Source organism: Acinetobacter nosocomialis, from assembly GCF_041021905.1.
Lineage (GTDB): Bacteria > Pseudomonadota > Gammaproteobacteria > Pseudomonadales > Moraxellaceae > Acinetobacter > Acinetobacter nosocomialis.
This window is the reverse complement of the sequence record NZ_CP157432.1, coordinates 531,105-555,489: the sequence shown is the minus strand read 5'-3', so window position 1 is coordinate 555,489 and position 24,385 is coordinate 531,105. Positions and strand designations below refer to the sequence as shown.

Below are 24,385 nucleotides of genomic sequence, written 5' to 3'. Positions count from 1 at the left end.
TTTTCTACCTCTCGCCATTTGATATCCGCTCAAATGGCTTTTTTTATTCTTAAATAACAACATTCCTTTTTGGTTATTCTTAGTTTTAAATCACTTAGCACTAGTCCTATTCGACTTTCGGTCAAAAGATCAACCAATCCCCCACAAGATTGTCTTTTTGTCATATAATTTAGCCCGCTAGCTAACAGCCCGCTCAAGAGATTTTCTGGTATGACAACGATTATCAAACAAGATGACTTGATTACATCAATCAAGGACGCCCTACAGTTTATTTCGTACTATCACCCGCAAGACTTTATCCAAGCGATGAGCCGTGCTTATGATCGCGAAGAAAACAAAGCTGCAAAGGATGCAATTGCACAGATTTTAATTAACTCTCGCATGTGTGCGGAAGGTCATCGCCCAATTTGCCAAGATACTGGTATTGTTAACGTTTTCCTTGAAGTGGGCTTAGATGTTAAATTTGATTTAACAATGAGCTTAGACGATGCAGTAAACGAAGGTGTTCGCCAAGGCTACCTTGAAAACAGTAACGTTCTTCGTGCATCTGTACTTGCTGACCCTGCATTTGGTCGTAAAAATACAAAAGACAATACCCCTGCCGTTATTCACTACAAACTCGTACCGGGTAACAAGGTAGATATTACTGTTGCTGCGAAAGGTGGTGGTTCAGAAAACAAATCTAAGCTTGCAATGCTTAACCCATCTGACTCGATTGTTGACTGGGTACTTAAAACTGTTCCGACTATGGGTGCAGGCTGGTGTCCTCCTGGTATGCTCGGTATCGGTATTGGTGGTACTGCTGAAAAAGCCATGATGCTTGCGAAAGAAGCGCTCATGGAAGAAATCAACATGGACGAATTACTTCGCCGTGGACCAGAGAACAAAATCGAAGAACTTCGTATCGAAATCTTTGAAAAAGTAAATGCTCTTGGTATTGGTGCACAAGGTCTTGGCGGTTTAACGACTGTTCTTGATATTAAAATCAAAGATTATCCATGTCACGCTGCAGGCAAACCAGTCGGTATGATTCCTAACTGTGCTGCGACTCGTCATGCTCACTTCCAGCTTGATGGTTCAGGTGTAGCTCATATTCAAGCACCAAAACTTGAAGACTACCCTTCAGTCACTTGGGACTCTTCACAATCTAAGCGTGTAAACCTTGATACCATTACTCAAGAAGAAATGGATTCTTGGAAACCAGGTGACACATTACTTCTTAGCGGTACAATGTACACAGGTCGTGACGCTGCGCACAAACGTATGGTTGAAATGATCGACAATGGTGAAGAATTACCAGTTGATCTTAAAGGTAAATTTATTTACTACGTTGGCCCTGTTGATCCAGTGGGTGATGAAGTCGTTGGTCCTGCTGGTCCTACAACTGCAACACGTATGGACAAATTCACACGTAAAGTACTCGAGCATACTGGTTTATTCGGTATGATTGGTAAAGCTGACCGTGGTCCAGCAGCAATTGAAGCAATCAAAGACAATAAAGCAACTTACCTCATGGCAGTTGGTGGTGCGGCTTACCTCGTATCTAAAGCTGTTCGCGAAGCTGAAGTTGTAGCATTTGCAGACTTAGGTATGGAAGCAATCTACAAATTCGTAGTTGAAGACATGCCTGTATCTGTAGCAGTTGATGTAAACGGTACTTCAATTCACGCAGTGGCTCCAAAAATCTGGCAAGCGAAAATTGGTAAAATTCCAGTAATCGATGCCGCAGCAGGCTAATCAAGAAAAGCACCGAATTCGGTGCTTTTTTTTATGCCTTATAATTTTTTTGGAAATTGAAAAGAATTGTAACAATTGATTCACCAATCTGTGTTATTAATAAATAAACCCACCCGCCATATATTGCATATAGGTCATTTCATGACTATCCGCCCTATTCTCAAAAATCTCTCAATCAGCCTCTGCCTAAGCTGTATTACGACAAGCTTATTTGCTTCTCCTGCCAAATTAAGTTCAGTCAAAGAACTCATGCAAATGAGCCAAATTGATTATTTACTGAAAGAATCAATTAATGAATTAACACCTTATTATGATCAACAAGCTGAACAGATCATTAGCAATATTACAGGCATCAAAACTTTAGGCCCGAAAGAAAAAGAGGCCGCAAAAAAGTTAGGCTTACTTTTAAAAGATTCGAGTAACCAGCTCATTAGTAGCCCAAAAACTACGCAAGCCCTACAAGATATTTATTTAAAGACATATACTGAAGAAGAAGTTCAGGCAAATTTAAAGTTTTTAAAAACCCCAGAAGGCCAATCGATTACGCGTAAAAACGTACAGATTATGGGGCAAATTTCAGAATATATGATGGAGCTGGGACAACAAACTTTTAATGACCCTAAAGCACGTGATCATATGCAAGAAGAGATGCTTAAAATTATTGCCCCACTCATGAAAGATAAAGAAAAGTCTTAACTTTTCTTTATCTTTTGCAACCCATTACCACGTTAAAGGATTCCATAATTTAAATGGTTTAATCAGATGAACATCTGACTTTTCGTCATATTTGGCTGGTTTTAGCTCTTGTGGTTTATGACGTATTTTTCCTGAAGCATCTTCAGCAACAAAATTATAGCTAGAAGATTTAAGCTCGGTAAATGCAATTTCTCTACGACCGATATTATCTTGCATTAACATAAACGGGCCAGTGTGTTCACCACGGTCCATTTTATTTTCTTCATCGTATTTTAAATAATAAGATGTTCCTGCATCGACCGTAATATCAATATATTTTGGCTCTTGGAAATGAATACCTAACAAAGGCCGACTTGCAGAAATACGATAACTTCCTGCTGGCAGTTCAATCCAGTAATAGTGGTTATGCAATAAACTTGGAATTCGCTTGCCATTTACAAACAAATTGATGGCTGCAATTTCCTGACGGTTCCATTTAGTATCTGGCCGATACAGATAGACAACTGCCGCATGTTCATTTTGCGGTTTAATCGGTACAAATGTCTGACCTAGTTTCTGATTTACCCACCCACCCATGCTAAAGCCACCGACATGGTATTGATCAAACACCCCAGGTGCTTTATCTACATCAACTTTCGGTAAAGTCGCAGTCAGCTCACCTGAATTTTTTGCTAAGTGTGATGAACTTTGGCAACCTGCAAGTAATGCGGTACAACTTAATGCAATAATTAAATAACGCATGACATCCCTCAAAGCGTTTTCTTTTGATTTTTCTATATCGCAAAACTATGCGTATTTTGTTTTTTTAGATTAACACCACCTACGTGAATTGAAAACAAAAAAAGCATGAATCACTTACGCGATTCATGCTTTTTAGATGAATGAAATCTAAGCAGACTTCGAATCAATTACTTTTAAATCTGCCTTAGCAACACTTTCATGAGTTGTTGTTTCTTTAGGCTGGCGTTCTGGCTTATAAACAGGTTCAGCTTCACCATTAATCACTGCTTCATTAATGAAAACTGTTCCTACATCTGTACGGCTTGGTAAGTCATACATTGTTTCAAGTAAAACGTTTTCCAGAATCGAACGTAGACCACGAGCTCCGGTATTACGCTCAAGCGCTCGCTTAGCAACTGCACGTAAAGCAGAGTCTTCAAATACGAGGTCAACATTTTCCATATTGAACAAGTATTGATACTGACGAGTTAATGCATTTTTCGGTTCAGTCAGAATTTGCATTAACGCTTCTTCATCAAGCTCTTCAAGCGTTGCAATTACTGGTAAACGGCCAATAAATTCTGGAATTAAACCAAATTTTACTAAGTCAGTTGGCTCAACTTGACGGAACAATTCAGCAATTTTCTTGCTTTCATCTTTTTTCTTCACGTCAGCTGTAAAGCCAATTCCGCCTTTCTCTTGACGCTGTTGTACAATTTTTTCCAGTCCAGCAAATGCACCACCACAAATAAATAAAATATTTGAGGTATCAATTTGAATGAACTCTTGCTGCGGATGTTTACGTCCACCTTGTGGTGGAATTGAAGCTACAGTACCCTCAATCATCTTAAGCAATGCTTGTTGTACACCTTCACCAGAAACGTCACGCGTAATCGAAGGATTTTCAGATTTACGTGTAATCTTGTCGATTTCATCGATATAGATAATGCCCTTTTGAGCTTTTTCTACATCGTAATCTGCTTTTTGCAAAAGCTTTTGTACAATATTTTCAACGTCTTCGCCGACATAACCCGCTTCAGTTAAAGTGGTCGCATCTGCCATCGCAAATGGAACATCTAACAAACGAGCCAATGTTTGAGCAAGTAATGTTTTACCTGAACCGGTAGGTCCAATCAGTAGAATGTTACTTTTAGCAATTTCCACATCTTTAGACACATGACCAGATTGCCCGACTTTCAAACGCTTATAATGGTTATAAACGGCAACAGATAATGTCTTTTTGGCAAGATCCTGACCAATCACATATTGATCAAGCGCAGCACGTATTTCATGTGGTTTTGGCAATGCCTTGCTCGCCCAGTCACCTGCTTCAACCTGTTGGCTGGTTTGTACAAGGTCTAAGCAGACATCTACACACTCATTACAAATATATGCGTCCTCGCCCGCAATCAGTTTCCCGACTTCAGACTGCGTTTTACCGCAAAATGAACAATGTTTTTGTCCTTGAGGATGTTCGGACATATTCTCTCCACAAATAGAATCTTAAATATGAGGGCAAGCGATAGGGTTAAATGACTATATGGAGGCGTTTTCTAACAACTCAAGCCACTTAAAAACTCCCCTTATGGACGCTTACTTAATACCTGATCGACTAAGCCATATTCTTTTGCTGCTTGTGCAGTCATAAAGTTATCACGATCAGTATCACGAGCAATCGTGTCATAGTCTTGACCACTGTGTTCTGCCATCAAACGATTCAAGCGTTCTTTAATAAATAGAATTTCACGTGCGTGAATTTCAATGTCTGATGCCTGACCACGGAATCCACCTAATGGTTGGTGAATCATTACACGTGCATTTTCAAGGCAATAGCGCTTACCTTTAGCACCAGCATTTAATAAGAATGCCCCCATAGATGCAGCCTGCCCCATACAGTATGTCACTACATCAGGTTTGATAAATTGCATCGTGTCATAAATCGCCATACCAGCAGTGACTGAACCACCAGGCGAGTTAATATAAAGATGGATATCTTTATCTGGGTTTTCAGCTTCTAAGAACAACATTTGAGCAACAATCAAATTTGCCATGTTGTCTTCAACTTCACCAGTTAGAAAAATGACGCGCTCACGTAAAAGTCGTGAATAAATATCAAAAGAACGTTCGCCGCGAGAAGATTGTTCAACCACAACAGGAACTAAAGCATTTTCAATTGTTGGAACATACATACGTTATTTATTCCTAAATTTTTTGTGACTTAACCTATGGCAACAATATGCGGGATAATTTCTCAAATTGCAAAAGGTTCGCACTGAAATATTATATTATTTATACCTAAGTACTTAATGACGTACTCAAATTAACCACATACCTAAAAAATGAAAAAGGCGCCTAAAGCGCCTTTTCCTGACTTCTCAAAAGATTAGCCCATACGGCGAGCTTGTTGTTCTTTCAATAAATCTTCGTAAGATACTGCTTTGTCAGTCACTTTAGCAGCAGCTAAGATGTGATCAACAACTTGATCTTCTAATACAACAGCTTCGATTTGAGCACGTTGTTGAGCATCATTTTTGAAGTATTCGATCACTTCAGTTGGATCTTCATAAGAAGAAGCCATGTCGTCGATGTAAGCATCAACACGTGATTGGTCAACTTCAAGTTTAGCATCAGCTAATACTTTGCTTACTAATACGCCAAGTTTAACAGAACGCTCTGCTTGTTCTTTGAACAATTCGTCAGGAAGCATGCTCTTGTCAAAAGATTGAGCACCAGCGCCACCAAATTGTTGAGTGAACTGTTGAACCATTTGTTGACGTTGACGGTCAATTTCTTGAGCAACCATTGCAGCTGGAACTTCAACTTCGTTGGCAGCAACAAGAGCATCAAATGCCGCTTGTTTAACTTGGTTACGTAAACCATTGCGAACTTCACGTTCCATGTTTTTACGAACGTCAGCTTTTAATTTTTCAATGCCTTCTTCTTCAGTAACACCGAAGATTTTTAAGAATTCAGCATCAATCTCTGGAAGTTTAGGTTTTTCAACTTGCTTCACAGTGATTTTGAATTGAGCTGCTTTACCAGCCAAGTTTTCAGCTTGGTAGTCTTCAGGGAAAGTCACATCAATTACTTTCTCTTCACCAGCTTTCATACCAATGATGCCGTCTTCGAAGCCAGGAATCATACGACCTGAACCTAACACAAGTTTAAAGTCTTCAGCAGAACCGCCTTCGAACTTCTCACCATCGATAGAACCTTCAAAGTCAAAAGTCACTTGCATATCTTTTTTCGCCATACCCTTGGTCACAGCCCAAGTTTGACGTTGTTTTTGCAAGTTTTCGATCATAGTGTCGACGTCAGCATCTTTAATTTCAGCTGTTTTACGTTCAACTTCTAAGCCGTCAAATGCTTTTACTTCAACTTCAGGATAAACTTCTACAGTCGCTTCAAAAACTAAAGCATCTTCTTTATGTTCAACTTTCTCAATGTTCGGCATACCTACCGCATTGATTTTTTCTTGTTGAATTGCTTCGAATACGCTGTCACGAATGATGTCATTCACAACTTCTTGATAAATACTTGCACCGTATTCGCGACGAACAACGTTTGCAGGTACTTTGCCCGGACGGAAGCCGTTGATCTTCACAGTTTTGGCAGTGCGCTTCAAACGAGCTTCAAATTGCTCGTTAATACGGCTCGTCGGTACAGAAACATTTAAACGACGGGCAACGCCCGAAACCGCTTCAGTCGTTACTTGCATGGCTTCCTCGATAAAAATTAGTTAGTAGGAACAGTTTTTAAAAAAGTGCTGTATTATATGACAACTTTCAAGATATACAAAATTAACCGATCAGATCAGTAAATTGAAGGTGGTTTTTCCAGGAAATTTCACAATAATTTTATGATTTTTTAATTTTTTTTAATTCAACCTTAAGCCAAAGTAATTTTTTAGTTATTCTTCATGAATCTAAAATTACAATTAAATTTCACATTATTATCGACTTTACAAACAGTTAAGAATAATCAATCAATTAGAGAATTTTAGACACAAAAACCTATTAAATCTTTCATATTTTCTTCATAATCCTATCGGCAAAACCAATTAACACAAACTGTACATATAAATAAGAATTATTATTATTCGCATAACGTTTTGTATTTAAGTCCTGAAAGTCATGTCATTGATTAGAACACGTAAAAAAATTGTTTCATCTGCAATCGCTTCATCCCTTTCTATGATTGCAACTACTGCAATGGCACAAGAAGCTGTTTCACAACTACCAACGATTCATACTCAAGCAACACAAGAAGAATCTTTAAAGGTAGATCAATCAGCAAATGCAAAATTCGTTGCTCCCCTTTTAGATACTCCGAAATCAGTTTCAGTGATTTCAAAACAACTTATTGAAGATACAAAAGTAACAACCTTATCAGATGCATTACGTACCGTCCCTGGTATCACGTTAGGTGCAGGTGAAGGTGGCAATCCAAATGGCGACCGACCTTTCATTCGTGGCTACAATTCAGAAAGTTCGATGTATGTAGACGGCGTTCGTAACGCAACTTCTCAAAACCGTGAAATGTTTGCTGTCGAGCAAGTAGAAGTGACCAAAGGTTCTTCATCTGCTTTAAGTGGTGCGGGTGGTTCAGGCGGTAGTATTAACCTGATTACGAAAGTTGCGAAAAAAGGTGACTCTCTTGAAGGTTCTGTTGCCGGGGGCACAGATAACTATGCACGTGTTACTTTGGATGGCAATAAAGACTTCGGCAATGGAGTGGCTGCCCGTGTGATTGTGATGGGACACCAAAATGACAAAGCCGGCCAAAGTAATGGCGCAGAATATAAACGCGCTGGTATCGCACCAAGTATTAGCTTCGGTTTAGATAGTGCTACTCGCGGAACACTGAGCTACTACTATTTAAAAACTGATGATACACCTGATTCTGGTGTGCCTTATCAATATGACGTCATAAAGAAAGCGACTGCTGGTAAACCGGTTGATGTTAAACAAGGTATTTATTACGGTTGGAAAGATCGCGATTTCCAAAAGCAAGAAAACCAGATTGGTACACTTAAACTTGAACATGACTTCAACGATAACCTAACTCTCAGCAATACCGCTGTTTATGGTAAGTCTAAAAATAATTATTTATGGACTCAGCCAGATGACAGCCAAGGTAACATTGTTAATGGTAAGGTTTGGCGCCGTGTAAATACCAATATTACTGATACAGACAGCTTTACTGATCAGCTATCATTAAAAGGTAAATTCAATACGGGTTCTCTTAAGCACAGCTTTAATATTGGTGCTGAATATAGCAAGCAAGATTCAGATCGTGGCACAAACATCGTAACTGATCCAAATACTGCACCAAATATTACAGGTAGTGGCTCAACCAATGCTTGTTCACTTGCTAACTCAAATGGCTGGTGTACTGACCTTAATAACCCTAATCCAAATGATGCATGGTTGGGTCGTATACAAGCAAACCCAAATGTTACCAACATTACATCTAAAACCCAGTCAATTTACGCATTAAACAACATTGAAATTACACCTCAATGGTTAATTGACTTAGGTGTACGCTGGGACAAATTTGATACTGATGTTAAATACAATAAGGACTCAGGCTCAGGTGCAACGCTCATTAAAGCTGGCACAAAATACAGCTCAAGCAATGACTTCTTTAACTATCAAGCAGGTATCACATTTAAGCCTGTTGAAAATGGTTCTATTTATTTGAGCTACGCAACGTCAGCTAACCCAGTAGGTGTAGATGCTGGTGACGGTTCAGAAGGAATTAGTGTTCCAAACCGTAATACAACCGATGAACAAGCAAGAGCTATTAATAACCTTAAGCCAGAAGAAGTTAAAACTTATGAGTTAGGTACAAAATGGGATGTGTTAAATAACCGTTTAAACTTAACTGCTGCAATCTTCCGTACTGAAAAAACCAATACACGTGCTTTAGGTACTGATGGTTTCACAAGAAATATTGGTGAAACACGTGTTGACGGTATTGAATTAGGTGCGAACGGTAACATTACTGAAAAGTGGGCAGTCTCTGCTGGTTACACCTATTTAGATAGCGAAATCGTTGATGGTGGATATGCTAAAGATAGTAACGGCAACTATGTTCCAAGCCCAACAAACGGTAATCAAGTACAAAACGTAGCGAAAAACTCAGCGACACTTTGGACAACTTATAAAGTATTACCACAAGTGACAGTAGGTGCTGGTGCAGTCGCTATGGATAAAGTATTTGGAGATGCTGCAAATACTAAATACGTTCCTGGTTATGTTCGTTACGATGCTATGGCTCGTTATGACGTAAATAAAAATGTTAATTTACAGCTTAACCTAAACAACTTATCTGATAAGCGTTACTTTACTAAAGCTTATGCTTCTCACTATGCAACAGAAGCAGAAGGCCGTAGCGCAGTACTCGCAATCAACTTTAAATACTAAGTTAGTCTAGAATCCCATAATCTTTTTATGGGTTCTGATATAAAATAGCCTCTATAGTTAGAGGCTATTTTTAATTTTCTACTACTATTACTCGCAGGTATCACCGTGATCCACCATATTCCCAATGTATTGAGTAAAGAACAGGTTCAATATTTTCGTAATGAAATGGACAAAATTGAATGGGTCAATGGCAAAGTAACAGCTGGTACACTCTCTGCAACTGTAAAACGCAATCAGCAATTACCCGAAGATCATCCGCTTACTCACCATCTGAGTAATATTATTCTTGAGGCACTAGGTACTCACCCATTATTTTTATCTGCTGCAATACCACTTGATATTATCCCTCCCCTGTTTAATCGTTATGAAAATCAGGAGTCTTTTGGTTTTCACGTAGACAATTCTATCCGCCGCATACGTGGTACCAATGAACGGCTTAGAACCGATTTATCATGCACTTTATTTTTAAGCGAACCTGAAGAATATGAAGGTGGTGATCTAGTCGTAGAAGACACTTATGGCTATCACGAAGTGAAACTTCCGGCAGGAGATATGATTTTATATCCATCTACCAGTTTACATGAAGTGACGGCGATTACTTCTGGCTGTCGTATTGCTTCTTTTTTCTGGGTGCAAAGTATGGTGCGTGATGATGCTGAGCGACATATGCTCTTTAATCTAGATCAAACAGTACAAAACTTAAGAATGCAGCTGGGTGACAATCATAGCGAAGTCATTAAACTGACTAACCTTTACCATAACTTAATGCGTAAATGGGCTGAACTGTAACTCTATTTATTTTTGCCTTATTTGGACTAATTAATTATTTTTATCTCAATAAGGCAAAAAAATGAAAATTATTTTCGACAAAACATTAAACAGCGCAAAATTAGAAAATTATTTTCTTAACACTAAAATTAAAATGGGTATAAGACTTTTGCACAACGTGTAATCATTGTTTAGATGTGGTATATCTAAACAATAAGCATATTTGCAAACCACCAAACTTACTATTACATGGTCTATAGATGAAAACGAATCACTTGTTTGCCCAGCCTACTCAAGCAAGACATCATCTCGAACTCCTGATGCTGCGCCTCGCGCGCGTATAAATTTTTGTCTGTATTTTAGAGCAGACCTTTTCAAATTCCCTTTAATTTTTCTGTATTAGATACCATATATAACTGTAGAACGTTGCCTTTTATACGATACCTAGAGCAACCGTGCTACGAGATAAGGAGTTTTCTCATGATGTTGGCTGACCCTAGCAAAAAATACCGCCGTATGTACCAGCGAGTCGATTTACCAGATCGCCAATGGCCAAATAATGAAATTACAAAAGCGCCAATCTGGATGAGCACGGATTTACGTGATGGCAACCAAGCAATTTTTGAACCGATGAACATGGAACAAAAGTTCAAAATGTTCAAAATGCTTGTAAAAATCGGTTTTAAACATATTGAAATCGGCTTCCCTTCTGCATCTCAAATTGACTTCGATTTTACTCGCATGTTGATCGAAGAAAATCATATTCCGGATGATGTATACATTGAAGTATTGGTTCAGGCACGTGACCACTTAATCGAGCGTACCTTCGAAGCTTTAGCAGGTGCTAAGCGCGCAATTGTGCATATTTATAACTCTAACTCTCCAACCTTCCGTCAAAAAGTGTTGAATGTAGATGTAAATGGCGCAAAACAGTTGGCAGTGAATGCAGCTCAGAAAGTGAAAGAATATGCTGCGCAATACCCTGAAACTGATTGGATTTTCCAGTACAGTCCAGAATGTTTCTCTGCAACTGAATTAGAAGTAGCGAAAGACGTCTGTGATGCGGTTACAGAAATTTGGGATGCACGTCCAGATCATAAAGTTATTTTGAACTTACCTGCGACTGTCGAAGTTTCTACGCCAAATGTTTATGCAGACCAAATCGAATGGATGCATCGTAATTTGGCACGTCGTGATGGCGTGATTATTTCTGTTCACTGTCACAATGACCGTGGTTGTGGTATTGCTGCATCAGAACTTGCCATTATGGCAGGTGCCGACCGTGTTGAAGGCTGCGTGTTTGGTAACGGCGAGCGTACCGGTAACGTTGACGTTGCAGCAATTGCATTGAACATGTACACCCAAGGCGTAGCGCCAGAGTTAGATTTCTCTAATATTAATGAAGTCATTGCAACGGTTGAAGAATGTACTGGTTTACCTGTACACCCTCGTCATCCATATGCAGGTGACTTGGTATTTACTGCATTCTCTGGTTCGCATCAGGACGCAATCAAAAAAGGCTTTGAATACCAGAAAAACGAAGAAATCTGGGATATGCCTTACTTACCAATCGACCCGAAAGATTTGGGCCGCGACTATGATGCTGTCATTCGTGTAAATAGTCAGTCTGGTAAAGGCGGTATCGCTTACTTATTAGAATCGAACTATAACGTTGTATTGCCTCGTCGCTTACAAATCGAATTTAGTCAAGTTGTTCAACAATATACTGATGAAAATGGTACAGAGATTAGCGCTAAACAAATCTGGACTTTATTTAAAGACACGTATGTTGAAGTGAAAAACCACCATTACACGGTCAAAAACTATAAGTTATCTGATATTAATGGTACTCAAATTATTGAACTTGAGATTGATGTTGAAGGTGAAACTCAACAATTACGTGGCGAAGGTAATGGTCCAATCTCTGCATTCTTAAATGCACTCCAATTACCAATTGACGTATTGAACTACGAAGAACGTAGTATTAGTTCAGGTGCAAATGCCAAAGCATTAACCTTAATTGAACTTCAAGTGAAAGGTACAGGTAGAGGCTCATTTGGTGCAGGGGTTCACGACAACACAGTCACTTCATCTATTGAAGCCATTATTGCATGTACCAACCGTTTGATTGATCAAGGTGTTTTAAGTACAGATCAGGTTGTTGCCGCCGCTGTTTAATTAAAAAAAAGACTTTGGAAAGGATACCTAGCTTGGTATCCTTTCTTTTTATTCCTGAAAGATTTAAAAGGCGAAATGTTCCCGTGTCTTTTCCAGCTGACTCAGTGGGGTTAGTCACTCCGCAAAAGTTCCAATTTGAACAACCCTTACATCTTGAATGTGGCCGTGTTTTACCGCGCTTTGAGTTAATGGTTGAAACTTACGGCACTTTAAATGCAGATAAATCAAATGCCATTTTAATCTGCCATGCCCTTTCCGGACATCATCATGCAGCGGGTTATCACCATGAAGATGATAAAAAAGCTGGATGGTGGGATAGCTGTATTGGCCCGGGTAAGGCAATCGACACAAATAAATTTTTTGTAGTTGCACTCAACAATATTGGTGGATGTAGCGGATCGACCGGTCCAACTTCACCAAACCCTGAAAATGACAATCGCCCTTATGGACCAGATTTCCCATTAGTAACGGTACGCGACTGGGTTAAAACTCAAGCCATGCTTTCTGATCGTTTAGGAGTAAGCGTTTGGTATGCAGTCGTTGGCGGTTCATTAGGGGGCATGCAAGCACTACAATGGTCGGTAGATTACCCTGACCGTTTACAAAAATGTGTCGTTATTGCCAGTGCGCCAAAGCTTTCAGCACAAAATATTGCGTTTAACGAAGTGGCACGTCAGTCAATTCTGTCTGACCCGGACTTCCATCATGGTCGTTATTTGGAAAATGATAGCTATCCAAAACGTGGTTTGATTTTGGCTCGTATGGTCGGCCATATTACCTATCTTTCTGAAGAAGCCATGAAACAAAAATTTGGTCGTGATTTAAAATCCGGCAAGTTTATGTATGGTTTTGATGTCGAGTTTCAGGTTGAAAGTTATCTGCGTTATCAAGGTGAACAGTTTAGCCGTAACTTTGATGCCAATACTTATCTGATTATGACCAAAGCTTTGGATTATTTTGATCCTTCGCGTGAGTACGGCCACTCGCTTACAGAAGCGATGAGTAAGACCAAATGTCAGTTCCTGATTGTCTCGTTCACCACTGACTGGCGTTTTGCACCAAGCCGTTCACAAGAAATTGTAGATGCACTCATTACCAATCATAAGCCGGTAAGTTACCTCGATATTGATGCTGAACAAGGTCATGACTCGTTTTTATTCCCGATTCCTCTGTATGTCAAAACACTGCGCGCTTTCTTAGGCGGTGAAGAACATTTAAAATCGACATCACTGGAGGCAAGCTAATGCGTATTGATCAACAACTGGCAGAAAAGTGGATTAAACCCGGCTCTAGCGTACTCGATTTAGGGTGTGGTGACGGTGAATTACTCGCTCATATGAGCCAAAAGCATCAAATTCGTGCTTATGGTTTAGAAATTGATCAAGAAAAGATTGCAATTGCCGTCAGTCGCGGGTTAAATATTATTCAACAAGATTTGAATCTCGGTTTGAGCCGTTTTGCCGACCAGTCTTTTGACTATGTGGTTATGGCACAGGCTTTGCAAGCCGTAGATGCACCCGATGTTTTATTAAGAGACATGGTGCGTGTGGGTAAACAGGCTATTATTACTTTTCCAAACTTTGCGCATTGGAAGACTCGCTCTTTTCTAGCATTAAAAGGAATGATGCCTGTATCGGATGCTCTACCATATATGTGGTATAACACCCCCAACATTCATTTATGTACGTTTAAAGATTTCGAAGCACTATGTGCGGAAAATCAAATACAAATTATTAATCGACTCGCCGTCAATGGAAACCAGCAGGGAAGCCTGTTAAGCAAACATGTTCCGAATTTGTTTGGTGAAGTCGCTATTTATCGAGTGAGTGCACTATGAAAAAGACATTATTTAGCACACTAATTGCAGGACTGCTAAGTATGCAGGCTCATGCAGATTATATCGCCCAGCCACAATCGGTTGCGAGCCAGGCTGCGCGCTTCTCCACAATGGGGATTCATGACCTTCAAAAAGCAGCTCAAGCGGGTCAAGCTGGCGCACAATTTTATCTTGGAACACGTTACCAATACGGTAAAGATGTAGCAAAAGACGATAAACAAGCTTTTACTTGGTTCAAAGCTGCTGCTGACCAAGGCCTTTCACCTGCGCAATTAAATGTTGGCCGTATGTACGCCGATGGTATTGGCGTTAAGAAAGATGAGTCTATGGCTCGTAAGTATTTCGAAAAAGCGGCAAGTAACGGCGATAACCGTGCAAGCTATAACCTCGCGATGATGGAAGAGCAAAAGAAAAACTACGTAGGTGCTTACCAGTGGTATGAGCTTTCAACTCGTGATGGCATGCTCGACAATAAAGTAATTAGCTTATCTGAAGGTAAAAAGACGGCTCTTGCTGCAAACTTAACTCAAGAGCAAATCCGTATGGCACGTGACCGCGCGGATAAATGGATTCAAGCACAATAATAATCCAGCTTATACTTACTCGACTAAAACCACCTTATATCACCTATAAGGTGGTTTTAGTTTTTAAGCTTCTAATTTTATATTCTATTTGTTTTGCTCTATATCCCCTTTCAAAAAACACGTAACATAGCTCACGTTCAATATTGGTTATAAAGTTTGGTTATCTTATGTCTACCCCACATTGGTTTGATCAGGGCTCTTTAGTCCTTGCAAGTAACAACAAAGGTAAAGTCGCAGAGTTTGAAAAACTTTTTGAACAGCTTAAGTTACCTGTAGAAATTATTCCTCAGGGTCGCTTTAATATTCCCGACGCCATTGAAGACGGCTTAAGCTTTATTGAAAACGCCATTATTAAAGCGCGTCATGCCTCTAAAATTTCAGGTAAACCTGCTATGGCTGATGACTCAGGTATTTGTGTTCCGGTTTTAGGTGGTGCACCTGGTATTTATTCAGCACGCTATGCTGGAGAACATGGTGACGATGCAGCGAATAATGCCAAGTTATTAAATGATCTTTTGCCATTTCGTAAAAATGGAGAAGTGATTGAAGGCATGTTCGTATGTGTGCTTGCTTTAGTGACTCATGCGGAAGATCCATTACCACAAATTTTCCAAGGCATTTGGCATGGTGAAATTTTAGAAGCGCCACGTGGTGAAAATGGTTTTGGTTATGATCCACTGTTCTGGTTGCCAGAGCTACAAGTTTCTAGCGCTGAGTTGTCTAAAGAAGAAAAAAATAAGATTAGTCATCGTGGACAAGCGATGCAGTTATTTAGAGAGAGCTTGCAGAAGTAAAACTTTATATAACATTTATGTATTTTAACGTTAAAGCCATTTGCTATCGTGCTAGGCGACATGGATGTCGCCCGTCGAACTGCGACATCAAGGATGTGTCGTCAGTTCGACAAATGGTTTTGTTACTTTTGACGAAACAAAAGTAAATATTGCCTATATACACAAAACAAGCATAAGAGGTGGATCAGGAAATTTGAACAACACTTATAAGTGATATTTTGCTCCCCAAATGATGTTATAAACATCAATATATGGAGTATTTTATGGCACGTAGACCAAGAAGAAATCATTCAAATGATTTTAAAGCTAAGGTAGCACTTGCTGCGATTAAAGCAGAAAAAACACTTGCTGAATTGAGTGCTGAATTTGATGTTCATCAAAACCAAATTATCGACTGGAAAAATCAACTGATTTCAGCTTCCTCGCAAGCTTTCGATCAATCAAAAGCTCCAACAGAACCACCCATCGATCTAAAAAAACTACATGCAAAAATCGGTGAGCAGGCATTAGAAATTGATTTTTTAGAAGGTGTGTTGAAGAAACTGGGCCGCTTCAACCACAAAAGTTAATCGATGACTCACTTCAGATTTCAGTATCTAAGCAAGCTCAGCTGCTGAAAGTCTCCCGTGGTTGTTATTACTATCGCCCAAAACCTGTGAGTGCATCAGATCTGAAGCTGATGCGCTGTATGGATGAGTTACATATGCAATACCCTTTTGCAGGTAGCCGTATGATGCGTGATTTGTTGAATCGTCAAGGACATCATATAGGACGACGTCATACACGTACTTTAATGAAGAAAATGGGCATTAATGCGTTATATTGCAAACCAAATTTAAGCCAGGCTAATCAAGCTCACCGCAAATATCCATATCTGCTCAAAGGATTGGCTATTCAGCGCAGTAATCAAGTGTGGTCTACGGATATAACGTATATCCCTATGGCAAAAGGCTTTGTTTATTTATGTGCTGTGATTGATTGGCATAGCCGCAAGGTACTTGCGCATAGAGTATCGATTAGTATGGAGGTTACATTTTGCATAGAAACATTAAATGAAGCTATTGAAAAATATGGTCGACCTGAAATATTTAATACAGACCAAGGCAGTCAGTTTACCAGTGATGCATTTATTGATGTATTGAAATCAAATGGCATTCAAATCAGTATGGATGGTAAAGGTCGATGGGTTGATAATGTGATGGTTGAACGATTATGGCGGAGCGTTAAATATGAAGAGGTGTATCTCAAAGCCTACAGCAATGTTTTGGATGCGAAGAAGCAATTAAACGCATATTTTGAATTTTATAATTTGAAACGACCTCATTCGAGTCTGGACAAAATGACTCCAGATGAGTTTTACTATGACCAGCTACCACAACAAAATAAGGTAGCTTAACTAGAGCAGAGTATCACTTATAAATAAGCTTTTAGTTGTTCAAACATGTGGGACCACCTCTATATAACCACTATTAAAAGGCAGTCTGATCTAAACATCTTACTTAGAAATAAAGATGTAAAAACACTGCATAAATCGCAATACACACACAACTCACAATCGTCCCTGAGGCGATATAAGCCGCAGATCTACCCGTCCCTTGATAATGTGTTTCTAAGGCTACAATATTAGCTGCTGGTGGCAAGCAAAACATTAAAAACATTACACCAATATGCTGATTTATATTTGGAATCGGTAAAAATCTATAACTTAATCCACAAAGTACAAATCCACAGGCTACTTTAAATGCTTGAGCTTTTGTACTGTAAATTAAATCTTTTGCATAAACTCTGGTACGGCGTAGCCACATTCCAAGCACACACATACCTGCAAAAGTCATCGCAAATTTAGCAACCTCATAAACCCAATGTATAGCAGGGCTTTCGATATGCTGGGCCCCTAAAAGTCTGAGCACAACAGCACAAAATATTGATATACAAGGTGGCGACGTTAAAACCTTTTTTAATATATTGAGCTTACTTTGCGGTGCTGTAGTAACAGCAGTCACAGCCCAAGCATTGCCAAAAAGCGACATCCCAATATATAAAGCAACAATCGGAGCAGTTGCTTCAGGGCCAAATAAAGCCATAGCGAAAGGAAAACCAAGCCATCCCATGTTGGTATAACTTACGCAAAGCGCCAATAAGCGGTCTTTAAATAAAGCCAAATAAGCAAAGAAAATAATGAATGCCGACCCAAAACTAAAGAGCATTAAGCTCAAACTTCCCGATTGATAAAAAACCATGTTGTAAATAATTACAACCGGAATCAGGAGTCGTGCAAGCCAAGCTGAAAGAATAGGTTTTACGGTTTCTGAAATGGAGGTTTGAGCAAGTAGAAGTCCTGTGATAAATGCCAATACAGGCAGTAGTAATGCCACGTTCTCTCCTCTCACTCGTCAAAATCAGCTTGTTATGCTACACCTTTTAATTTTGAAATGTATGGTCTATTTCAAGTAAATTCGTCTAAGAAAGAAGCTCAATAAAACTTAAAAATCCTTCCAAAAAATATCTTTTAAAAACTGATCATAAGTGTCTACTTATAAATATTGTCTTAAAAATGAAATATAAGTGTCACATTCTTGTCATGGCAACCTGTTGAGATAAAGCGAACTAAAAAGAGGTATAAAATTATGGCCGGTTTATCTATTTGGCATGTCGTCATTTTCGCAATTGTAGTTATTTTATTGTTCGGTACATCTAAATTAAAAAATATTGGTAAAGATGTTGGCGGTGCAGTAAGAGACTTTAAAAAATCAGTTCGTGAAGAAGACGAAGCTGCATCTTTAAATACTCCTCGTACAATCGATGCACAAGTTAAAACATCTGAAAGCACATCAGTGAAAAGCTAAAGGTTTGACCCATGCTTGATGTAGGAATGACAGAGCTACTCTGTTTTGCAATTATTGCAATTTTAGTTTTAGGTCCAGATAAGCTTCCCGAAGCTGCACGCTTTGCAGGCCGCTGGTATGTTCGACTAAAACGCTATATTACCAATCTGCAAAACGAGATTGATCAGGAGCTGCGTCTTTCTGAGTTCCGCAAAGAAATGCAAGAGGAACTTAACCGCATCGAAGCATTGGAACGAAAAGTACAGCAACAGCTTGAAGAAATACAAAAACAGCAGATTTCAGAACATTTAGAAGTTACTGAAACGCCTAAAACAACACCAAAGCCTATTCGGAAATGTATTCCTATATCAGACCATTACAAAGTACCGTATGTTGCTAAACCTACGCCTTTAGTGACTCAAACTGATATTGCAGAAACATCTCCTGTTGAATTGAAGATTGCCGTATGAACCAACTACCTTCAACCACTGTAAATAGTCAAGAAAACTTAGACCAAATGCCAATCATGAATCATTTGGTTGTTTTAAGACGCCATTTATTCAGGATTGTAGGGGTAACATTATTCTTATTCTTTTGTTTATTACCCTTTCGAAATAATACTTACCAATTATTATCTGAGCCTTTAAGGTTACAACTTCCTGCATCATCTTCAATGATTGCAACAGATGTAACAGCAACCTTTATGGCGCCATTTAAACTTAATTTATTTGTCGCACTTATGCTTGCAATGCCATTTATTCTTTATGAAATATGGTCTTTTGTTCGCCCTGCGCTTTATCAAAAAGAACGCCATTTAGCGCTACCGTTACTGATTGGTAGTATTGTCCTATTTTATGCAGGTGTCGCTTTTGCTTATTACATTACCTTGCCTGCAATATTACATTTCTTTATTAGCGTTTCACCTGAAACAGTAGCACCAATGACAGATATTAATAGTTATTTAAGCTTCTGTTTAAAGCTATTTTTGGTATTTGGTGTGACCTTTGAGATTCCTATCGCGACCTTGCTACTCATTTTGATTGGTGTAGTAAATACGCAAAGCCTTGCTGAAAAAAGACGTTTTATTATTGTGGGCTGTTTTTTTGTTGCAATGTTTATTACCCCACCAGATGCGATTTCAATGGTGATGTTAGCTATTCCAATGTGGTTACTTTTTGAAATAGGTCTACTGTTCGGTAAGATTCTTGAGAAGAGAAAAAGCCAGACTGCTGAATAATTTAAAACCTCTTTTTAAAAGCCCGAATATTAAAATTTGGGCTTTTTACTTTTAAATAGCCTTAATTAATCAAAACCATAAACTGTCTTCAAAGTGACTTAAAAATGTAAGAAAAGTGTCATTTCCAATCCATAGAATCGACTCAACAAATATACACACAAAAGTTACGGATTTATTATGACAACTGCTTCTAACCACCCAACACGTCGCGATATTTTAAAATGGTTTACGGGGATTCCTTTTCTTCCATTAGGTGCGATGGCTACGGCAGCAACGTTAGCAGGCTGTAATGACAGCAATAATGATTCAGATGTTGTTACTCCACCACCAACAGTAAACTTTAAAAACGCAACCTTTACATCAATGGCAGCGCCATCTTTAGCTAACCCAGCGGCGATGGCAACCACAACTGTTGCATCAAGCCTTTCAATTAATTGGGAAGATGGCTCAAAAACTGACTACACATTAGCGTATAAGCCTTTCTTTACCACAGGTGATTTGGTTGCAGACGGTAAAGGTGGAAAAATTCTGGCGGGTGGTTATGTTGATATTAATAATCAACCAATTATTGATAAGTCAAAACCAGGTCAAGAACGTCAATTCTTCTCTGACTGTCCGGACGGAAGCTCTTTAATTAGCTTTAAACAAGCAACAGGCCGTGACTTTACCGATGCAGACAAACAAGCTTTAGGTGTTACTGGCAACCCTGTATTTCACGTAGTTCAATTTGAATATACGACTCGTGACCAAAGCTTAGCGTCTATGTATGGTTTACTACCATCTCCAATTGCGATTTTAACTTTAGACCAAGACCCTAAAACTGGTCATTTAACCCTTGTTAAATACCACAATGTTGATACCTCTAAAGTAAACGGTTTATGGATCACGTGTGGTGCAAGTTTATCTCCATGGGGAACTCACCTGTCGAGTGAAGAATATGAACCAGATGCAAACAATGTTGCTGGAAGCTATTTACCAGTATTTAGCAAAAACTTATTTGGCGACAGTACAAAAGGTAATCCTTACCACTACGGTCACTTACCAGAAGTTACTGTAAATACGGATGGTACAGGTTCAATCAAAAAACATTACTGTTTAGGTCGTATCTCTCACGAACTTATTCAAGTTATGCCAGATAACCGCACTGCATTGATGGGTGATGATGCAACAAATGGCGGTTTATTCATGTTTGTTGCAGATAAAGAAAAAGACTTATCTGCGGGTACGCTCTATGTTGCTAAATGGAAGCAAACCTCAGGTGTAGGTGCTGGTGCCGGTGATATTTCTTGGATTAACCTTGGTCATGCAACAAGTGCTGAAGTAAAGAGCTGGGCTGATCAATATAAGATTACCGACCTGATGGATGTAAAAACGTCTGATCCAAAAGATGCAAGCTACACCAAAATCCGTTATAGCGGTAAAGACAACTGGGTAAAACTTGTACCTGGTAAAGAACGTGAAGCGGCTTTCTTAGAAACGCATCGTTATGCAGCCTTGGTTGGTGCAAGTATGGGCTTTACTAAGATGGAAGGCACAACTGTAAATATCAAAGATAAAATCGCTTACTCTGCGATGTCTTATGTACAGTCTTCTATGGTTGATAAAACTACTGATATTCAAGTACAAGGTCCAAAAGCTGGTGCAATTTACGCACATACGTTAAAAGGCAGCCAAGTTGATAACAAAGGTCAGCTTATTAACAGTGAATGGGTATCGACTCATATGGAACCACCTGCAGCTTTAGTGGGTGAAGACCTAACAACTGCTGATGCTTTAGGTAATACTGCAAATGCAGATAAAATTGCCAACCCAGACAACATTAAGTTCTCTGAAAATTTACGTACCCTCTTCATTGGTGAAGATAGTGGTATGCACGTAAATAACTTCTTATGGGCATATAATGTTGATACCAAACAATTAAGCCGTATCTTATCAACACCTGCTGGCGCAGAATCTACAGGTTTGCACGCAGTTGACTCTGTAAATGGTTGGACTTACATCATGAGTAACTTCCAGCACCCTGGTGACTGGGAATCTCCATTACACGATAAAGTAAAAGCAACGCTTGATCCTCTTGTTCGTGCAAACTACAAAGATCGTTTTGCAGCAGCAGTTGGCTATATTACAGCTGACCCTATCGCACCATCTGTTGTGAAGAAATAATTCTTAGCGCAACTCAAAAGAAGCCTGCTTTATGCAGGTTTCTTTTATTTAAAAGCATTCATAAAAATAAAAGGCCCTTTTCTTTTTTGACTAAACGATCAAATTTTTCATTAAGTTATCATTAAAACGTCAAGACCTCGTCATATTCAAAATTTAAGCTAATCAAGACTTTTAGAAAAAACTTATTTTGAATTAGGAATTTAATATGAACGATTTGACGCCATATCATGAAGATCAGGAATTAGACAACAACACTTCAGACAATATTCACTTTCGTGATGTTTTAGATCAATATGTGAGCCGTCGTAGCCTCATTACTAAAGCAGCAAGCGGTGCTGTGGCATTAACTTTAGCCTCTACTTTAACGGGCTGTAATGATAATAACGATGACTCTGGTTCTAATAACGGTGGAACTGCTCCAGTCGATCCAAACAAAAAGCCTGAAAAACTTACCTTTACGCCAGTTGCTAAAAATTTAAAAGATATTGTGACCGTACCAGAAGGTTACGAAGTAAATGTAATTTACGCTTTAGGTGATTCTCTTAATCCTTCTTTTGGTGATTGGGACGATAACAATATTCCATCTGGTCCAAGCTTCCAGTTTCGCTCAGGTGACTGCCATGATGGTATGCACTATTTTGGTTTAAACACATTAACAAACCGTTTTGATGACACTGTTTCAGCACAAGGTTTATTGGTGATGAACCACGAATATATCAACCAAACCTTTCTACACCCTAAAGGTCCGACCAAAGTTGATGGACGCCGCCCAGAAGACGAAGTCATTCGTGAAACCAATGCCCATGGGGTTTCTGTAGTTCATATCAAAAAAGACCCTGCTACTCAAAAAGTCGAAGTTGTAAAAAACTCTATTTTTAATAGACGCATTACAGGTTCTACAGTCATGGACTTCGCTGGTGCCGCGGCAGGATCTAACTTACTTTCGACGCGTTTTTCGCCTGCTGGTCGCCAGACTCGTGGTACACACAACAACTGTGGTAATGGCTATACACCTTGGGGAACATACTTAACCACGGAAGAAAACTTCATTGGTTATTTTGCGCGTAGTACAACTGATGATGCGCTACGTACTCCAGAAGAAATTATTGCTCTTAAACGCTATGGTCTTAAAGCAGGATCAAGCTCTCGCTACGGTTGGGAAACCGCAATTGGTCAAGTAGAGGCGCAAGACCTATATGACCGCTGGAATGCCGATGTAAAAGCAGCTCAAGCAACTCAAGATTACCGCAATGGACCAAACACATTTGGCTGGATGGTCGAAATTGACCCATTTGATAACCGCCAAAATCCGGTTAAACGCACATCATTAGGCCGTTTTGCCCATGAAGACAGTGCATGCCGTGCCGTAGCAGGTCAACCAATCGCATTTTATATGGGGGATGACTCTCGTGGCGAATATATCTATAAGTTTGTTTCAACCGCAGTGTGGGACACAAAAGATATAAACGGCGGTTATGCAGCCGGTGACAAATACATGAACTCAGGTAAGTTGTATGTTGCCAAGTTTAATAACGATGGTTCAGGTCAATGGATTGAACTTGCCTACGGTAAAAATGGTTTAAATGAAAGTAACACTACCTATCCATTTAAATCTCAGGCAGAGGTAGTCACTTTTGCACGCTTGGCAGCAGATTCAGTCGGAGCAACTAAAATGGATCGTCCAGAGTGGGCTACAGTTAACCCAATCAATGGCGAAATCTATGTCACACTTACAAACAACTCAAACCGTGGAAAAGATTACCCTACAGATGCGGCTAACCCTCGTAACTATACCGATCTGTATGCAGGCACAAAAGAACAAAAGGGAAATGTGAACGGTCATATCATCCGTTTTAGAGAAGCCGATGACAAAACCACTGCTGAAACCTTCAAATGGGATATTTATCTGTTCGGTGCAGAAGCTTCGATGGCTTCAAATATCAATTTGTCAGGCTTAACAGACAATAACGACTTTTCATCTCCAGATGGTATGTGGTTTGACCCACGCGGTGTTCTCTGGATTGAAACAGATGACGGCGCTTATACAGATGTCACCAACTGTATGATGCTTGCTGCCCTACCAGGACAAATTGGTGATGGTGGTGCGGCAACTACTTCAAATGGTCAGCAAACCATAACAGGTGCTAAAGTTACAGACGCAACATTACGCCGTTTCTTAGTTGGACCAAAGCAATGTGAAATTACTGGTATTGCCATGACACCTGACTACAAAGCTATTTTCATTAATGTTCAGCATCCTGGTGAAGACTCGGCAAGTTATGCAAAACCAGAAAGTAACTGGCCTGCCACACAAAAAGATCCAAGCAACAAAACTGCCCGCCCACGTTCGGCAACTGTAGTTATTACCCGTAAAGATGGCGGTGTTATTGCTGGTTAATTGATTTCTTCCTAGAAAAT

20 protein-coding genes are annotated in these 24,385 nt (G+C 39.4%); 15 read left to right on the top strand and 5 right to left on the bottom strand.

What is annotated here, in order from left to right; genetic code table 11:
* Positions 1 to 210 precede the first annotated feature (210 nt).
* Positions 211 to 1,737, top strand: coding sequence for a fumarate hydratase (locus ABLC00_RS02625; protein ID WP_002053445.1), 1,527 nt, complete (start codon positions 211 to 213; stop codon positions 1,735 to 1,737).
* 141 nt (positions 1,738 to 1,878) lie between these two features.
* The gene (locus tag ABLC00_RS02620; protein WP_033846434.1) at positions 1,879 to 2,433 is read left to right on the top strand and encodes a DUF2059 domain-containing protein; all 555 of its coding nucleotides are present in this window, start codon (positions 1,879 to 1,881) and stop codon (positions 2,431 to 2,433) included.
* Between the two features lie 24 nt (positions 2,434 to 2,457).
* On the opposite strand, the gene ABLC00_RS02615 is transcribed toward ABLC00_RS02620, so the two are convergent.
* From ABLC00_RS02615 to tig, 4 genes are all read right to left on the bottom strand, one after another.
* The gene (locus tag ABLC00_RS02615; protein WP_002053277.1) at positions 2,458 to 3,174 is read right to left on the bottom strand and encodes a DUF2846 domain-containing protein; all 717 of its coding nucleotides are present in this window, start codon (positions 3,172 to 3,174) and stop codon (positions 2,458 to 2,460) included.
* A gap of 147 nt (positions 3,175 to 3,321) precedes the next feature.
* Entirely contained in the window at positions 3,322 to 4,635 is a 1,314-nt protein-coding gene (gene clpX / locus ABLC00_RS02610; protein WP_033846432.1) for an ATP-dependent Clp protease ATP-binding subunit ClpX, read from the bottom strand.
* Between the two features lie 101 nt (positions 4,636 to 4,736).
* Entirely contained in the window at positions 4,737 to 5,342 is a 606-nt protein-coding gene (gene clpP / locus ABLC00_RS02605; RefSeq protein WP_000289452.1) for an ATP-dependent Clp endopeptidase proteolytic subunit ClpP, read from the bottom strand.
* 194 nt (positions 5,343 to 5,536) lie between these two features.
* A complete protein-coding gene (tig, locus tag ABLC00_RS02600; RefSeq protein WP_002053278.1) occupies positions 5,537 to 6,871 on the bottom strand; it encodes a trigger factor in 1,335 nt (444 codons plus the stop codon).
* Positions 6,872 to 7,286: 415 nt separating this feature from the next.
* Here tig and ABLC00_RS02595 point away from each other — a divergent pair, with 415 nt between their 5' ends.
* From ABLC00_RS02595 to ABLC00_RS02560, 8 genes are all read left to right on the top strand, one after another.
* Complete coding sequence (locus ABLC00_RS02595; RefSeq protein WP_033846431.1) at positions 7,287 to 9,581, top strand: TonB-dependent siderophore receptor; 2,295 nt, start codon at positions 7,287 to 7,289, stop codon at positions 9,579 to 9,581.
* A 105-nt stretch (positions 9,582 to 9,686) separates the two neighbouring features.
* Entirely contained in the window at positions 9,687 to 10,370 is a 684-nt protein-coding gene (locus ABLC00_RS02590) for a Fe2+-dependent dioxygenase (RefSeq protein WP_001984475.1), read from the top strand.
* 459 nt (positions 10,371 to 10,829) lie between these two features.
* A complete protein-coding gene (gene leuA, locus ABLC00_RS02585; RefSeq protein ID WP_004883345.1) occupies positions 10,830 to 12,527 on the top strand; it encodes a 2-isopropylmalate synthase in 1,698 nt (565 codons plus the stop codon).
* 83 nt (positions 12,528 to 12,610) lie between these two features.
* On the top strand, positions 12,611 to 13,771 hold the full coding sequence (locus ABLC00_RS02580) for a homoserine O-acetyltransferase (RefSeq protein WP_033846430.1): 1,161 nt from the start codon (positions 12,611 to 12,613) through the stop codon (positions 13,769 to 13,771).
* Complete coding sequence (metW, locus tag ABLC00_RS02575) at positions 13,771 to 14,364, top strand: methionine biosynthesis protein MetW (RefSeq protein WP_001217230.1); 594 nt, start codon at positions 13,771 to 13,773, stop codon at positions 14,362 to 14,364. Before ABLC00_RS02580 ends, metW begins: the two co-directional genes overlap by 1 nt.
* Positions 14,361 to 14,948: a tetratricopeptide repeat protein gene (locus ABLC00_RS02570; protein ID WP_000751694.1), complete on the top strand. Its 588-nt coding sequence runs from the start codon at positions 14,361 to 14,363 to the stop codon at positions 14,946 to 14,948. The genes metW and ABLC00_RS02570 overlap by 4 nt, the downstream gene beginning before the upstream one ends.
* 167 nt (positions 14,949 to 15,115) lie before the next feature.
* Positions 15,116 to 15,742 (top strand): RdgB/HAM1 family non-canonical purine NTP pyrophosphatase, encoded by a 627-nt coding sequence (rdgB, locus tag ABLC00_RS02565; RefSeq protein ID WP_033846429.1) that lies wholly within the window; start codon positions 15,116 to 15,118, stop codon positions 15,740 to 15,742.
* 263 nt (positions 15,743 to 16,005) lie between these two features.
* Positions 16,006 to 17,138 (top strand): IS3 family transposase gene (locus tag ABLC00_RS02560; protein ID WP_223235881.1). Its coding sequence is split into 2 segments (ribosomal slippage): positions 16,006 to 16,258 and positions 16,258 to 17,138, totalling 1,134 coding nucleotides; the frame shifts between segments, so codons are not numbered across the junction.
* Positions 17,139 to 17,241: 103 nt separating this feature from the next.
* Here ABLC00_RS02560 and ABLC00_RS02555 read toward each other — a convergent pair.
* Positions 17,242 to 18,117, bottom strand: coding sequence for an AEC family transporter (locus ABLC00_RS02555; protein ID WP_031982300.1), 876 nt, complete (start codon positions 18,115 to 18,117; stop codon positions 17,242 to 17,244).
* A 252-nt stretch (positions 18,118 to 18,369) separates the two neighbouring features.
* Between ABLC00_RS02555 and ABLC00_RS02550 the strand changes: the two genes are divergently transcribed.
* The 5 genes from ABLC00_RS02550 to ABLC00_RS02530 all read left to right on the top strand — a co-directional run bounded on the left by ABLC00_RS02550 (position 18,370) and on the right by ABLC00_RS02530 (position 24,365).
* Positions 18,370 to 18,588, top strand: a complete 219-nt coding sequence (locus tag ABLC00_RS02550) for a Sec-independent protein translocase subunit TatA (RefSeq protein ID WP_002053267.1) — start codon at positions 18,370 to 18,372, stop codon at positions 18,586 to 18,588.
* An 11-nt stretch (positions 18,589 to 18,599) separates the two neighbouring features.
* Positions 18,600 to 19,037, top strand: a complete 438-nt coding sequence (tatB, locus tag ABLC00_RS02545; RefSeq protein ID WP_002053452.1) for a Sec-independent protein translocase protein TatB — start codon at positions 18,600 to 18,602, stop codon at positions 19,035 to 19,037.
* Complete coding sequence (gene tatC / locus ABLC00_RS02540) at positions 19,034 to 19,804, top strand: twin-arginine translocase subunit TatC (RefSeq protein ID WP_002053474.1); 771 nt, start codon at positions 19,034 to 19,036, stop codon at positions 19,802 to 19,804. Before tatB ends, tatC begins: the two co-directional genes overlap by 4 nt.
* 177 nt (positions 19,805 to 19,981) lie before the next feature.
* Positions 19,982 to 21,967 (top strand): PhoX family phosphatase, encoded by a 1,986-nt coding sequence (locus ABLC00_RS02535; protein WP_002053376.1) that lies wholly within the window; start codon positions 19,982 to 19,984, stop codon positions 21,965 to 21,967.
* A gap of 205 nt (positions 21,968 to 22,172) precedes the next feature.
* Positions 22,173 to 24,365, top strand: coding sequence for a PhoX family phosphatase (locus ABLC00_RS02530; protein WP_033846428.1), 2,193 nt, complete (start codon positions 22,173 to 22,175; stop codon positions 24,363 to 24,365).
* Positions 24,366 to 24,385: the final 20 nt, after the last annotated feature.

Bases quoted from the DNA above. Each gene is read 5' to 3' on its own strand.
- ABLC00_RS02530 (WP_033846428.1), top strand. From the start codon at position 22,173: ATGAACGATTTGACGCCATATCATGAAGATCAGGAATTAGACAACAAC.
- ABLC00_RS02535 (WP_002053376.1), top strand. From the start codon at position 19,982: ATGACAACTGCTTCTAACCACCCAACACGTCGCGATATTTTAAAATGG.
- metW (WP_001217230.1), top strand. From the start codon at position 13,771: ATGCGTATTGATCAACAACTGGCAGAAAAGTGGATTAAACCCGGCTCT.
- tatB (WP_002053452.1), top strand. From the start codon at position 18,600: ATGCTTGATGTAGGAATGACAGAGCTACTCTGTTTTGCAATTATTGCA.
- ABLC00_RS02570 (WP_000751694.1), top strand. From the start codon at position 14,361: ATGAAAAAGACATTATTTAGCACACTAATTGCAGGACTGCTAAGTATG.
- leuA (WP_004883345.1), top strand. From the start codon at position 10,830: ATGATGTTGGCTGACCCTAGCAAAAAATACCGCCGTATGTACCAGCGA.
- ABLC00_RS02620 (WP_033846434.1), top strand. From the start codon at position 1,879: ATGACTATCCGCCCTATTCTCAAAAATCTCTCAATCAGCCTCTGCCTA.
- ABLC00_RS02595 (WP_033846431.1), top strand. From the start codon at position 7,287: ATGTCATTGATTAGAACACGTAAAAAAATTGTTTCATCTGCAATCGCT.
- tatC (WP_002053474.1), top strand. From the start codon at position 19,034: ATGAACCAACTACCTTCAACCACTGTAAATAGTCAAGAAAACTTAGAC.
- ABLC00_RS02625 (WP_002053445.1), top strand. From the start codon at position 211: ATGACAACGATTATCAAACAAGATGACTTGATTACATCAATCAAGGAC.
- tig (WP_002053278.1), bottom strand. From the start codon at position 6,871: ATGCAAGTAACGACTGAAGCGGTTTCGGGCGTTGCCCGTCGTTTAAAT.
- ABLC00_RS02615 (WP_002053277.1), bottom strand. From the start codon at position 3,174: ATGCGTTATTTAATTATTGCATTAAGTTGTACCGCATTACTTGCAGGT.
- rdgB (WP_033846429.1), top strand. From the start codon at position 15,116: ATGTCTACCCCACATTGGTTTGATCAGGGCTCTTTAGTCCTTGCAAGT.
- clpX (WP_033846432.1), bottom strand. From the start codon at position 4,635: ATGTCCGAACATCCTCAAGGACAAAAACATTGTTCATTTTGCGGTAAA.
- ABLC00_RS02550 (WP_002053267.1), top strand. From the start codon at position 18,370: ATGGCCGGTTTATCTATTTGGCATGTCGTCATTTTCGCAATTGTAGTT.
- clpP (WP_000289452.1), bottom strand. From the start codon at position 5,342: ATGTATGTTCCAACAATTGAAAATGCTTTAGTTCCTGTTGTGGTTGAA.